This window comes from Rhizobium sp. 10PS4 (genome assembly GCF_032464805.1).
Classification (GTDB): Bacteria; Pseudomonadota; Alphaproteobacteria; order Rhizobiales; family Rhizobiaceae; genus Rhizobium; species Rhizobium laguerreae.
This window is the reverse complement of the sequence record NZ_JAWDIW010000011.1, coordinates 112,129-124,913: the sequence shown is the minus strand read 5'-3', so window position 1 is coordinate 124,913 and position 12,785 is coordinate 112,129. Positions and strand designations below refer to the sequence as shown.

12 protein-coding genes are annotated in these 12,785 nt (G+C 60.8%); all 12 read right to left on the bottom strand.

The window, feature by feature from the left end:
* Positions 1-4: 4 nt before the first annotated feature.
* The 12 genes from RWJ89_RS21450 to RWJ89_RS21395 all read right to left on the bottom strand — a co-directional run bounded on the left by RWJ89_RS21450 (position 5) and on the right by RWJ89_RS21395 (position 12,688).
* Complete coding sequence (locus RWJ89_RS21450; RefSeq protein WP_206105902.1) at positions 5-1,168, bottom strand: HlyD family efflux transporter periplasmic adaptor subunit; 1,164 nt, start codon at positions 1,166-1,168, stop codon at positions 5-7.
* Between the two features lie 135 nt (positions 1,169-1,303).
* Positions 1,304-1,546, bottom strand: a complete 243-nt coding sequence (locus RWJ89_RS21445) for a hypothetical protein (RefSeq protein WP_020047802.1) — start codon at positions 1,544-1,546, stop codon at positions 1,304-1,306.
* A 207-nt stretch (positions 1,547-1,753) separates the two neighbouring features.
* Positions 1,754-1,945, bottom strand: a complete 192-nt coding sequence (locus tag RWJ89_RS21440; RefSeq protein ID WP_020047803.1) for a hypothetical protein — start codon at positions 1,943-1,945, stop codon at positions 1,754-1,756.
* Positions 1,942-2,610: a hypothetical protein gene (locus RWJ89_RS21435; protein WP_245503894.1), complete on the bottom strand. Its 669-nt coding sequence runs from the start codon at positions 2,608-2,610 to the stop codon at positions 1,942-1,944. The genes RWJ89_RS21440 and RWJ89_RS21435 overlap by 4 nt, the downstream gene beginning before the upstream one ends.
* Before the next feature lie 64 nt (positions 2,611-2,674).
* Positions 2,675-4,564, bottom strand: a complete 1,890-nt coding sequence (locus RWJ89_RS21430) for an alpha/beta hydrolase family protein (RefSeq protein WP_131664869.1) — start codon at positions 4,562-4,564, stop codon at positions 2,675-2,677.
* 149 nt (positions 4,565-4,713) lie between these two features.
* Positions 4,714-5,628: a polyphosphate kinase 2 gene (gene ppk2 / locus RWJ89_RS21425; protein ID WP_077980886.1), complete on the bottom strand. Its 915-nt coding sequence runs from the start codon at positions 5,626-5,628 to the stop codon at positions 4,714-4,716.
* A 112-nt stretch (positions 5,629-5,740) separates the two neighbouring features.
* Positions 5,741-7,393, bottom strand: coding sequence for a GMC oxidoreductase (locus tag RWJ89_RS21420; protein ID WP_077980885.1), 1,653 nt, complete (start codon positions 7,391-7,393; stop codon positions 5,741-5,743).
* Positions 7,394-7,476: 83 nt separating this feature from the next.
* The gene (locus RWJ89_RS21415) at positions 7,477-8,559 is read right to left on the bottom strand and encodes an ABC transporter ATP-binding protein (RefSeq protein WP_131664867.1); all 1,083 of its coding nucleotides are present in this window, start codon (positions 8,557-8,559) and stop codon (positions 7,477-7,479) included.
* Positions 8,560-8,566: 7 nt separating this feature from the next.
* Positions 8,567-9,451, bottom strand: a complete 885-nt coding sequence (locus RWJ89_RS21410; RefSeq protein WP_029873538.1) for a carbohydrate ABC transporter permease — start codon at positions 9,449-9,451, stop codon at positions 8,567-8,569.
* The gene (locus RWJ89_RS21405; RefSeq protein ID WP_168282567.1) at positions 9,451-10,338 is read right to left on the bottom strand and encodes a carbohydrate ABC transporter permease; all 888 of its coding nucleotides are present in this window, start codon (positions 10,336-10,338) and stop codon (positions 9,451-9,453) included. The genes RWJ89_RS21410 and RWJ89_RS21405 overlap by 1 nt, the downstream gene beginning before the upstream one ends.
* A 105-nt stretch (positions 10,339-10,443) precedes the next feature.
* On the bottom strand, positions 10,444-11,676 hold the full coding sequence (locus tag RWJ89_RS21400) for an ABC transporter substrate-binding protein (protein ID WP_131641958.1): 1,233 nt from the start codon (positions 11,674-11,676) through the stop codon (positions 10,444-10,446).
* A 58-nt stretch (positions 11,677-11,734) separates the two neighbouring features.
* A complete protein-coding gene (locus RWJ89_RS21395) occupies positions 11,735-12,688 on the bottom strand; it encodes a sugar phosphate isomerase/epimerase family protein (RefSeq protein WP_316031404.1) in 954 nt (317 codons plus the stop codon).
* Positions 12,689-12,785 lie beyond the last annotated feature (97 nt).

The following is a 12,785-nucleotide window of genomic DNA, read 5'->3' as shown; positions in this document are numbered from 1 at the left end:
GGTCCTATCGTCGTTGAAGGGCGAACAACGGCTCGAACAGCCATTCGAGTAGAGATTGGCGCGCGGTCGCAATCCGGGCCGACAAGGTCATGCCGGGAAACAGCGCTTGCTGCTTCCCGAAGGCCGTGATGCTCTGCCGCTCGAGGTCGACCGTCACGAGATAGTTCAGGTTGGTGCTCGCGCCGCTGCCACGGTTGATCGGGCTTTTCGACAGGCTCTTGACGCGACCTGCGATCGTCCCGAAGCTCTGGTAAGGGAAGGTATCGATCGCCAACCGTACCTCCTGCCCGACCTCGACAAAACCGACGGCGGCGTTGGGCACGTCCAGTTGCGCATGCAATGTTGCATTCAGCGGCACGACGCTCATGAGCGCCTGCTGCGTGTTCAGCGGCTCGCCGATCTTGGCCGTGAGGGCAGAAACCGTGCCTCCGATCGGCGATCTGATCACATAGGCGCGGGACTGTTCGTTGGTGGCGAGGCCGCGATTGATATCCTCACGCTGCGACTGGAGTGCTGCGACCTTCTCGTTTGAGCGCGCCTTGACCTGATCGAGCATTCGTTCGGCATCGGAGAGATCCGAGCGCCGTTCCGTCAACGTGCTTTCCAGCACCGCCATTTGCTGGCGCCGCTCGGTGAGCGAATCTTCTCTCAACGTCACGTCTCGTCGTGGAACGATGCCCTTGTCGACCAGGCCGCGAATGCGCTCGACATCTTTCTCGATCGAGGTGATCAGCTCCCTTTGCAGAACGATCTGGCTCTGAAGCTTGTCGATCTGCGTCTGGTAACCGGCAATCTGCGCGTCGAATTGCGCCGTTTGGGCAATTTCATCGTTTTTGACCTCCGCCAGTTGCTCGCTGATGCTCGCATTCTGCCGGTCGAGCATCTCGGCGACTTTTTCGGAGGCCGATTCACCGCTGACCAGGTAGTCCTCGGAGCGCACGGCGACCAGTTCCTGGCCTTCTTCGACTTGATCGCCGTCTGCGACCATCATCTTCATGATGACGCCTGAGCGCGAGGGCATGACGACTGCAACACCCTTGTCCGGCTGGATAATGCCGGTTGCGGTGACAACGCGGGAATAGCTTGCGATGGAAAGAAAGATCAGCACGGCGATGAGAATACCGGCCATCAGATAGCCAGTGACGTGCCACCCCATGGGCACCGCCATCGATACCGTTCCCGTTAAACGCTGGGACTGCCGTTCGAGGGCTTCTCGGCGAAACAGGCTCATTGTGATCAGATATGGTCGTTAAGGGGAGGAAGGGAGCCCCGCCATTCGGGCGGAGCCCCCATGTTTTAAAGCTCAGGCAAAAGCTCTCGCCAGTCTGTAGACACCGTAGACGCCAAGCGCAGCACCACCGACGGCAAGCGCTCCGACGCCGAAGGCGGAAATGCCCACGCCCGCGCCGATCGCTGCGGCGTAGCCCAGAGCGCCACCGCCTGCGAGTGCGGCTGCGCCGTCGATTGCGCCCCGAACACCGGAGCTGACACCACCACCGGATACGTTTTCAATCTCCGTACTCGAAAGTTCTTTGATACCCTGCACTTTAACTCACCCTTTGTTTGTTTCGGGAAGTAGTCGAAAACACTACGTGCACGGGAAAATTAGGCAGCTGCGGGAAAGCGTCAACCTGCAGACGATGACTTTTGAATGCCGGGACAGGATTAAGTATAGAATTGAATCATAACGGCCGGGAGATTTACGCCTCCCGGCCGGTGAAAAGTCACAGGCCTTTCAAACCAGACAGTAACGTCAGGATGATTTCGTGACGAAAAGCTCGTAGGCGACGAAGGTCGCGGCCATTGCCAGGAAAACCCCGATCGCCAACGGATAATTGGCGGCGGCATTGGGGTCGGTCAGCTTGGGAATGCCGATGACCGCGCCTGCCGCCAAGACTGCCGATAACGCAACTTCCTGCATGATCAATTTCGAAAGAGCCGTCATGATTGACCTCCTGTCACCTCGGTCTTCTCCACCCAAAGCGGAGCCCAGTCCTTCTGCTTCACCACGCTGCCGATCAGGAAGCATAGCGGCTCGCCGATAAGGCGCACCACCTTGCCACTGAGCGACCCCTTCGAACGGCGCCCGGCCTGGTAGGCAATCTCCAGAGCCCGCGCTCTGGCGAGAGGATACATGATTTTTTCGGCCAGCGGACTGCGACGCATCAGGCGGACATAGGGGATCGCCCAGTATTGATATCCGCGAACCGTCGTCTGGGACAGGGACTGAAAGGTGAACTCCAGATCCGCCCGCCAAAGATCGCGGTCAAGCATGCCGCGCCTGAAGAAATGCGTGCAGATGACACGGCCGCTGCTGTTGCCACCGCCAGAGAGGCCGCCATTATATATGCTGCCCGACGCCCCTGCTGCGAATCCGGCACCGCCGGCAATACCGGCTGTGCCGAGGCTTCCGGTACTCGCAAGAGCGCCGCCGGCCGCAAACGTGCCGCCTATCAGCCCACGATCGACATGGCCGACCCACGAGCCTGCGCCATTCACGGCGTCGATTTCAAAATCTTCAAGGGGATGGATGTAATATCCGCTGGTATTTGCATTAACACTCTGAACGTCAACCATAGGTGCCTCCGAGGTAAAGCCAAAACCCGCCATATCGGGCGTGCGAGGGGGAAGGTTAGGGCAATCAGGGAGCGTATCAAGGCTTTATTCTCGCGGTTTATACTCGGCGGGCGCGAATATTTCGCCGACCATTGGCAAAACGGCCCTGAATCCAGTGCTTTGACAACAAGGCCAGCGGATCGATTTTTTTTGCCTTGCCGCCGAGCTTGCGGCTGAGAAATAGCTCCACTTCGCGGGCGCGCACCAGTTTTGTTTGCCAGTCAACATAGCCATGGCCCTCCCGATCGAAGTATAGTGCCGTGACATCGAGACCCGCCTTGCGCAACGCCTTCTCGAAGGCTTTTGTCTGCTCGAAACCGACAACCGGATCTTCCATTCCAGCCGTGAGCAGGAACGATCCACGCAATTTCTCCACATTGTGGAGCGGCGAGAATTCCTGCATCTGCGTGAGATCGCCGTGATCATCCGGATTGCCGAAGTAACGGATGACCTGGCCCAGGAACAATCCCCAGCCGGCGGGATTGTTCTGCATCTGGTAAGGCAGGTCTAAAATCGCACAGTCGATGATTGCCGCGGAAAAGAGCCTGTCATCGCCGGCCATTGCCAACGCGGCGATGAAACCTCCGTAGCTTTCGCCGGCGACCGCAAGCTTGCCTTCAGCCGCAATGCCTTGGGCGAGCAGCCATCGCCCGGCATCGGCGATATCGTCCTGCATCTTTCGCCCGAACTGCCGATAGCCCAGAGTTTGGTATCTCTTCCCGAAGCCGGTCGAGCCGCGATAGTTGACCGACAAGATTCCGTATCCGCGGCTTGCGAGAAAGCTCTTCCCGATGTTGTAACCCCAGCTGTCGTGGCGGGCGGGGCCGCCGTGAGCCATGACGATGGTCGGCACAGGAGCGGGTGCGACGCTCGGAAGCGTCAACAATGCCGGGATCTGCTCGCCGTCTCTCGCAGTGAAATAAACAGGCTTCGTGGTTGCCAAAAAGAATCTGAGCTTTTCTGCCGGCGCGGAAAGGAGCGTCTTGCTCTTGTCCGCCAAGTTTAGAAGATAGTGCTGGTAGGGTCGTTCATCGTAGGAGATCGCGACTGTGAGCAGCGAACCATTCTTCGAAGAGCCCGAGATTTCAATATCGGCATGGCCGCCGCGATCCAGAACGAGCTCGGTGAAGATCGTACCCCTTTCCGAAAGGGCGATATATCGCGGATAGCCGTCGCGAATGACGGCGACGTCAGCCGGTTCGGCGGGCGTAAAGCGCAGCGCGTCTGAAACATCGACATCGCCGTCCTCGACCAGCACGGTCTCACTGCCGGTAACCGGGTCCAGCGAAACCAACGCGATCTTGTCCCGCTGGCGGCTGGAAAGCGCCTCGAAGGCATTGCCTGACCTGTCCGTACGCCAGATGACCAGCGTGTCATCCGGCTCGACTGCCGCCATCTCTTGCCACGGCTTGTCGGCATCGCTGCGGTGAAGGTATCGCCTCATTCCGCAGGCGGTCAGCTCGACGCGAATGCATGGCACCTGCGCCTCATTCAACAACCAGCTTTCGGTCGAGCCGTTGTTTTGTTCCACGAGCCGCTTGTCGCGTCCATCCGCATCGGTTGCATAGAGATCGGCGACAGCGGGGCTGCGATCGTAGGAAACCAGGAATTGGCTGTCTCCGGCGTGTCGAGGTTCAACGATGACCTGCCACGTCTGGAAATCTCGTGGAGTGACGTCGGTCCGAGTCCCGGGTCGCTTGGGATCCACCTCCCACAGACGGTCTTCCTCGGTGAGAACCAAAAGGTTAGCGTATTGCCGCCAGCCAAAATGGAAGAGGTCGCCTTTGAACGTGGCGATGATGTTGAGTTTTCCGCTGGAAAATTCCCCGACGAAGACGGCGCGAGCGCCGCGTTTGGAACCCCACCATGCGATGAGAGCGCCGTCGAAACTTGGTTCGTATCCCCATGTGGCACGCGTATCGGCGTAAAATCGGCTACTGGAAAGCAAGCAATTCCCTCACTCGTCCACTCTGAGGCACGTCGACGGAACCTCACTCTTGAAGCGGAACCTAGTGTCGGGCGGGGAATGGTCCAGAGGCAGCACGCCGCGAGGGCCGCCCCCTGAAGACAATTCTGGGGGCGGCGTAAGCTATAATTTCAATAGCGCTCCGGTACATACATTTCAGGCGGAACCGGCGCCCTGTTGTAATCGGCGTTACGGATGCGGTCCGGCAATTGGATCTCCGGTTTCGGAACATCCTCGTAAGGGATCTGATCGAGAAGATGGGCAATGCAGTTCAAACGCGCCCGTTTCTTGTCCACGGCCTGCACCACCCACCAGGGTGCATCCTCCGTGTGGGTACGCGCCAGCATTTCTTCCTTGGCTTTGGTGTACTCCTCCCAATGGACACGGCTTTCCATATCCATCGGTGAGAGCTTCCATTGCTTCAGCGGATCGTGGATACGCATATTGAAGCGGAACTCCTGCTCCTCGTCGGTGATCGAAAACCAGTATTTGATCAGCACGATTCCGGAGCGGACCAGCATCCGTTCGAATTCGGGCACCGAGCGGAAGAACTCCTCGAGTTCATCGGGGGTGCAGAACCCCATCACGCGCTCGACACCGGCGCGATTATACCAGCTTCGGTCGAAGAGCACGATCTCGCCACCGGTCGGAAGATGCGGGACATAACGCTGAAAATACCATTGATGGCGTTCCCGCTCGGTAGGGGCGGGCAGCGCGACTGTTCGACAAACGCGCGGATTGAGACGCTGGGTCACGCGCTTGATCGCGCCTCCCTTGCCGGCCGAATCCCGGCCTTCGAAAAGCACCACCACCTTGAGTTTCTTATGCTGAACCCAGTCCTGCAGCCGTACCAGTTCGTGCTGCAATCGGAAAAGCTCCCGGAAGTAGATCTTTCGCTCGAGCGTCTGCTCCGCCGGTTCCGACATTCCTTCGGCGACCAGATCGTCGAGTCGGTCTTCCTCCATCTGCATTTCCAGCTCTTCATCGAAGCTGTCGGCGATTTCGGCCTTTATCCGGCTGAGCTGGTCCTGATGTGTTCGCGACATGGGTTTCCCTTCCTGCTTTTGTGTTGACAGGAGCATGTCAGTGCGAAGTTTATATGACGACCACTGATCGAAGGCTGAAACGGTTTACCCGGGTCCCTCGTTCCAGGCGCGGCTATAACTGTCCCGTCCGGTACTGGTCGACAAGATTCCGGCAGGCGCGGATCGTCAGAGCCATGACGGTGAGCGTCGTGCCGGCGATACCGCTGCCGGGGAAGGCGCTGGCGTCGGTGACGATGAGGTTCGGGGCATCCCAAACCTGGTTGTAGGGGTTGAGCACCGAAGCCTCAGGGGTTTCGCCCATGCGCGCGCCGCCCGTCTCATGGATTGCTGCCCCCATGCACATGGTCTTGCGGAACCATTTGCGGAACATGAAACGGCTGAAGGCATCGGCTTCGGGAAAGGCGCCCTTGCCCATTTCCTTGAGGCCGGTGGGCGAGCCGATGAATTCGAGGTCGCCGCCAATCTCTTTAATCATGGCGATCAGCGTCTCCTCCTGCCTTTTGAGCAGTGCCTGCTCCTCCTGTTGCATGACGCAACGGATATGCGGCACGGGAATATTCCAGGCATCCCTGCGCCTGACATCGAGCCTGATGCGGTTGTCGGCATAGGGCAGCATACGGCCGAAGCCGAAGAAAGCGAGACGCGCATCGGTGTCGCCCGAGACCGGCGCCCGGCCGACGCTTCCCTGGTAGTCAAAATCGCCGCGGGCGGCGTCGCCCTCGCCGAAGCGGGGAATGAAGATCCCGCCCGACGGATTGTAGAAGGGGTCGGTCGGCGCGGAATCGTCGGGCGCCCAGCCCTTCGCCTTCGAAAAAGACCCGAAGGCGAGGCACGGCAGCTGGTCCATGAAATAGCGGCCGAGAGCGCCCGAGCTGTTGCCGAGCCCATCCGGATGTTTCGCCGAAGCCGAATTCAACAGCAGCCGCACGCTCTCTATCGGCGAGGCCGAAAGCACCACAGTCGCGGCGCGAACCGTAGATACCGCGCCCGTGTTGCGATCGATGAACTCCGCGCCAGTGGCGCGGCCGGTCTTCTCATCCGTGGTGATGCGGCGAACGACGGCGTCGTAGCGGATGGTCAGCTCGCCGGTCGCCTTTGCTTCTCGCAGCGGTCGCGGCATCCGGTCGGCGTCAGGCGCGATGTAGCGCCAGGAGACGACGTGCCTGTCCGGCCAGCGGCTTTCGACCGCCTGCTTGAAGATCTGTTCGGCAGGAGTCAGGCTTGCCGGCTTCGCATAGATGCCGTCCGGCAGGGTGGCCACGTTGTCCTTGTTGCCGTAGAGCCCGAGATAGGCCTCGACCTCGTCGTAGAAAGGCACCAGTTCTTGATAGGAGACTGGCCAGTCCACGCCCTTTCCGGAGCGTGAGCGGATCTTGAAATCGTCGTCGGTCCAGCGCAGCAGCACCCGGCCGAAACTGTGGAGGCGCCCACCGCCCTGGCGGCCGCGGATCCAGAGGAAGGGTTCACCCTTCGGCGTCGTATAGGGGTTCTTGCGGTCATTGACGAAGAAGTGGCTGAAGCGCTCGGTGAAAAAGGCTGCGCGCGCCTGGATCGGCTGGCCCTTGAGGGTGGCCCGCGCACGCTCCCAGATATTGATGCTGCTTGCCGGCGCCTTCTTGCGCGCGGGATCGAAATCCTTCGGCCCGACGGCGGGGCCAGCCTCGAGCAGCAGCACCGATAATCCCTGTGCCGTCAGTTCCTTTACCGCAAAGGAACCCGCCGCGCCGGAGCCGATCACCAGCGCATCATAGACGATCTCAGACATGTCTTTTCAAATCCTGTCCTGGAGCAATCCTCAAAACGGCGCGAAACGCACCCGGAATTGCAGGAAAACAAAGGGATGGCGCGTCACAGCCGCGATCCGTCAGCGCCGAAGAGGGATGCCTTGGCGATATCGAGCCCGGGAGCCACGGCATCTCCGGGCTGCAGGGTGACATCGCCCATGAGCCGGAGCGAAAGGCTCTGGTTCGCCCAGTCGAACCAGACGACGGCGTCTGAACCCATCGGCTCGACGACGGAAACGCGACCGGGAATGGTGGGCAGGCCGCTCGTGGCGCCATCGAGCACAAGGTGTTCCGGCCGAAAGCCGAGTGTAGCAGGTCCTTCCGCTGCGTCTGCCCGGAAGGAATAACCGGAGAGATCGACAGCGAGCTCCTTGCTCCGGAAGACCGGAGCGCCGTTGCAGCGCTCGATCCGGCCCTCGACGAAATTCATCGCAGGAGCGCCGATGAAGCCGGCGACGAAGAGATTGATCGGACGGCGATAGATCTCGGCCGGTGAGGCGAGTTGCTGGATCACGCCGTCCCGCATGATGGCGATCCGGTCGGCCAGCGTCAGGGCCTCGACCTGGTCGTGGGTGACATAGATCATCGTATTGCCGAGGCGCTGGTGCAGCTTCTTGATCTCGACGCGCAATTCGTTGCGCAGCTTGGCATCGAGGTTCGACAGTGGTTCGTCGAACAGGAAGACATCCACTTCACGCACCAGCGCCCGGCCGATGGCAACACGCTGGCGCTGACCGCCGGAAAGCTCGGCGGGACGCCGGTCGAGCAGCTTGTCGAGCTGGAGGAGCGCGGCGGTGCGGGAAACACGGGCCTCGATCTCGGCCTTCGGCAGACCGGCGACGCGAAGGCCGAAGGAGAGGTTCTTGCGGACCGACATACGCGGATAGAGCGCGTAGGACTGGAAGACCATGCCGATGCCGCGGTCCTTCGGCTCCTCCCAGCTGACATTCTTGCCTGAGATCCAGACCTCGCCTGATGTAATGTCCTGGAGACCGGCAATGGCGTTTAGAAGCGTGGACTTGCCGCAGCCGGAAGGGCCGAGCAGCACCAGGAACTCTCGCGGCGCGATATCGATCGACATCTTCTCGATCACCGTATGGTCGCCATAGGCGATCTTCAGGTCCTTGACGGAGACGGCAGATTGCATGGAAGCGTTACCCCTTGACTGCGCCGGCCGCGATGCCGCGCACGAACCAGCGGCCGGACAGGAAATAGATGGCAAGCGGAACGATGGCGGTGAGAATCGTCGCCGCCATGTTCACGTTGTAGGTCCGCTCACCCATCGTGGTGTTGACGATGTTGTTGAGCTGCACGGTCATCGGCAGGTTGTCGCGCCCGGCAAAGACGAGACCAAGCAGGAAGTCGTTCCAGATGCCGGTGAATTGCAGCATGGAGACGACGACGACCATAGGCACGGCAATCGGCAGCATGATCTCGAAAAAGATGCGCCAGAAGCCTGCGCCGTCGACGCGCGCCGCCTTGCAGAGCTCCTCCGGCACGCTGACGAAATAGTTGCGGAAGAGCAGCGTCACCAGCGGCAGGCCAAAGATGACATGCACGAGAATGATACCGGCGAGCGAATTATAGAGATCGATATTCGCCATCGCCCGGACCATCGGATAGAGGAAGATCTGGTAGGGGATGAGGCCGCCGGCCATCAGCAGGCCGAAGAGCAGGTTTGCCCCGCGCGGCCGCCAGAGCGACAGCGCATAGCCGTTGACGGCGCCGATGAAGACCGAGAGCGCCACCGAGGGGAGGGTGATTGCCACCGAATTCCAGAAGCCGCTGCGAATGCCGACGCAGACGGTTCCCATGCAGGCGCCCGACCAGGCGGTCACCCAGGCAGAGAAATCGAGCGTGGCTGGCAGGGCAAAGATCTGCCCGAGCCGGATTTCGTCCATGGACTTCAGCGAGGTGACGACCATGGTGTAGAGCGGCAGAAGGAAGAAAAGTGCGGCGATGAAAAGGAAGGCATAGAGGCCGATGCGCCCGGCGGTGATTTGTGCCGGCTTCGGACCATTTGGATGAGAGCGGGCCATTACGCAGCCCCCTTTGCTTTGTCACGCATGTGCATCGCATAGCGGGCCGGGGCGACAGCGATGATCACGCCGAGGACAAGCACCGTTGCACCGGCCGTGGCGAGGCCGAGGTTCTGGCGCCCGAACAGATTGTCCATGATGAATTTCGCCGGCACCTCCGTCGCATTGCCGGGGCCGCCATTGGTCATGGCAACGACGATGTCGTAGGTCTTGATCACGCCCATGGCGAGCAGCATGCCGGCCGCGGCCAGCGCCGGTCCGAGCTGGGGCAGGATGATCGAGACATAGATCCGCCAGACGGGAATGCCGTCGATGCGCGCCGCCTTCCATTGCTCGCCTTCGATACCGCGCATGCCGGCGAGCGCAATGACCATAACGAGCCCCGCGCCCTGCCATACGCCGGCAAGCACCAGCGCATAGATCGCCATGTCGCGATTGACCACCCAGTCGAGGACGAAGCTTTCCCAGCCGAGCGAACGCACACTCGCCTGAATGCCGAGCGTCGGATTGAGCATCCATTGCCAGATCAGCCCGGTCACCACGAAGGACATGGCGTAGGGATAGAGGAATATGGTCCTGAAGGCGCTTTCGAAGCGGATCTTGCGGTCCAGCGCCGCGGCCAGCAGGAAGCCAAGCAGCAAACAGCCTGCGACGTAAAGGACGCCGAAGATCAACACGTTTTGCAGCGATGCCAGCCACTTGGCGGACGAGAAGAGCTTCGAATACTGCGCCAAGCCGACATAGGTCGAAGACGGAAAAAGTGTGGAATTGGTGAAGGACAGGCGGATCGACCAGGCCATGGTGCCGATGAAGACCACGACCGCGACGAACCAGGTCGGCAAAAGGGCGATGGTCGCGGAAAGATTGGGCTTGCGTTTGATGGACATCGGCCAGCTCGTTGACGGGTGGAAAGCAGGGCTCGCACCACCGCGCGAGGCGGCAGCCGGCAGCAGCTGTGGCGTCGACATCAGGCCGACGCCACAGGCGCTATGCTACTCGAAGATGGCGAAGAAATTCTCGGCCGCGGCGGCCGCATCATTCGAGCCGCCGCTCCAGTACTCGTCGACGAAGTCGTCGAGTGCGCCGACCTGCTGGGGCGTCAGCACGATCGCCTGATCCGGCACGATCGCACCCGCGGCCATCAGCTCGACACCCTTCTGGGCGCAGACGTCCAGTTTCGACTTGTCGACGTCGGAGCGCATCGGAACCGAACCCTTCTTGAGCGCGAATTCGACCTGGATAGCCGGGTCCATGACGACTTCGGCGAGAAGTTTCTGTGCTTTGTCGGTCTCGGCCTTGCCGGTTTTCGGGAACCAGAGGGCGTCGGCGATGTAGACCATGCCCTTCGACTCCGGCACGATCATGCAGCCATAGTCTTTGCCCGGCTCCTTGCCGGCAACGGTGAATTCGCCCTTGGCCCAGTCGCCCATGAACTGCACGCCGGCTTTGGCGGTGATCAGCATGGCGGTGGCGTCGTTCCAGTTGCGGCCGGCTGCGCCCGCATCGACATAACCGCGCAGCTTGCCGAGGATCTCAAGGGTCTTCTTCACGCCTTCGACGGATGCCGGGCTCTTGTCCTTATCGACATAGATCTTCAGGAAGCCGTCGATCCCCACCTGCGAGAGCAGGATCATATTGAAGACCTTGGTTTGCTGCCAGGGCTGGCCACCCCAGGCGACCGGAACCATGCCGGCGGCCTTCAGCTTGTCGAAATCGGCAAAGAGCTCGTCCCAGGTCTTGGGCTCTTGCGAAATGCCGGCCTTCTCGAAGGCTTCCTTCGAATAAAAGATCCAGCTTTCGCCATGGGCGCCGGTCGGCGAGAGATAGACCTTGCCGTCATAGGTGATGAGATCGTGGATCGATTTCGGCAGAGCATCGGCCCATTTGCCTGCGGCCGCCACGTCGTCGATCGGATTGAACAGTCCCTGGTTGATGAAATCTGCGGCAGCGAGACCGATGACGCCCTGCTTGGCGCCCGGCGCGTCACCGGCAACGATCCGGTTTTGGAAGGCGGCATCGGCCGCGCCGAAGCCGGCGATCGAGGAATCCTTCCAGACGCCACCGCGCTTTTCGAACTCGGTCTTGATAACGTTAAGCGCTGCTGCTTCGCCGCCCGACGTCCAGGACGACATGATCTCGATCGTCGGCTTGTCCTCGGCATGGGCCGAGCCGGATAGGCCGACGATTGCTGCGCCGGCTAGAAAAAGCTTCATCATGTTCTTCATTGTTCCACCTCTTGAAAATGCCCTCTTTGCGGGGCGTTTGTTGTCTTAGGGATGATTGTCAGCGATAGATCGGCAGGAGCGCCTGCCGGACGAGCGTGAGCCCGTTGGCGATGTCGCGGACGGGATCGGGCGCGGCATCGAGTTCGAGGATCGCCCAGCCTTCAAAGGCCCGGTCGCGCAGCAGCCGTATCCAGGCCGGCCAATCGACCCGTCCGAGGCCGAAGCTGCAGAAATAGGGCTGGTGGCGTTCATGGATATGTTTGTCGATCGGTGTGTCGGCGGGCATAGGACCGATCGCATCCTTCCAATGGGCGATGATCATGCGCTCGTGATGACGATCGACGAGCTGGACGGGATCGGAGCCGGCAACGATGATATGGGCTGTGTCCGGGCACATGTGCACATAGGCCGGATCGGTGAGCAGCATCATCAGATCGACGTCGCGCGTGGCGGCAAAGATCGAGTGCGCCTCGGTGTGCAGAGCAAGCCGCACGCCCCTGGCATAGAGGGTCGCGCCGAGCCGGTTCAGGAAATCGGCGATCACCTTGGCGCGGTCGAAATCGTAGAACTGCACCGGCTGGGCGCCGAGCGTCTGGCGCAAGGGAGCGCCGATCACCATGATGTCGCTGCCGCAGGCTTTCAGGAAGTCGGCATATCGTTCCGCCTTGTCGATCAGCGCGCGCTGGGCCTCGGGCTCAGCAAAGTCGCCGGCCGCCTCCAGTTCAGCGAAGAAGCCGCTGCACAGCGTCAGGCCACGTCTTGCCAACTCGGCCGCGAAGGCGTCGACGGAACCATAGGTCTTGATCGCGTCCTGCCAGTTGAAAGGAGAGAAGGTCAGCTCGACGCCGGTAACGCCGGAAGCCTGGACGCCGTCGAGAATCTTGTCCCAGAAGGCGCGTGGCTCGGCGCGGGCATAACCGACGATCGCATCGTGGCTGTCGACGCCCCAGAAGCCGGGATGAAAGAATGTCACGAGATCGACGCCGAAGCGCAGCCTGTCGCCAGCTGCCATAACCTGTCCATTTCTCGAGGCATGACCTACCCGCGTGCGGAACAGCCATTCCGCGTCCAATAAGCCATGGATTTTCAACGCATTAAGAAATGGCAAT

Bases quoted from the DNA above. Each gene is read 5' to 3' on its own strand.
- ppk2 (WP_077980886.1), bottom strand. From the start codon at position 5,628: ATGTCGCGAACACATCAGGACCAGCTCAGCCGGATAAAGGCCGAAATC.
- RWJ89_RS21440 (WP_020047803.1), bottom strand. From the start codon at position 1,945: ATGACGGCTCTTTCGAAATTGATCATGCAGGAAGTTGCGTTATCGGCA.
- RWJ89_RS21435 (WP_245503894.1), bottom strand. From the start codon at position 2,610: ATGGCGGGTTTTGGCTTTACCTCGGAGGCACCTATGGTTGACGTTCAG.
- RWJ89_RS21395 (WP_316031404.1), bottom strand. From the start codon at position 12,688: ATGGCAGCTGGCGACAGGCTGCGCTTCGGCGTCGATCTCGTGACATTC.
- RWJ89_RS21420 (WP_077980885.1), bottom strand. From the start codon at position 7,393: ATGTCTGAGATCGTCTATGATGCGCTGGTGATCGGCTCCGGCGCGGCG.
- RWJ89_RS21405 (WP_168282567.1), bottom strand. From the start codon at position 10,338: ATGTCCATCAAACGCAAGCCCAATCTTTCCGCGACCATCGCCCTTTTG.
- RWJ89_RS21450 (WP_206105902.1), bottom strand. From the start codon at position 1,168: ATGGCGGTGCCCATGGGGTGGCACGTCACTGGCTATCTGATGGCCGGT.
- RWJ89_RS21410 (WP_029873538.1), bottom strand. From the start codon at position 9,451: ATGGCCCGCTCTCATCCAAATGGTCCGAAGCCGGCACAAATCACCGCC.
- RWJ89_RS21400 (WP_131641958.1), bottom strand. From the start codon at position 11,676: ATGAAGAACATGATGAAGCTTTTTCTAGCCGGCGCAGCAATCGTCGGC.
- RWJ89_RS21415 (WP_131664867.1), bottom strand. From the start codon at position 8,559: ATGCAATCTGCCGTCTCCGTCAAGGACCTGAAGATCGCCTATGGCGAC.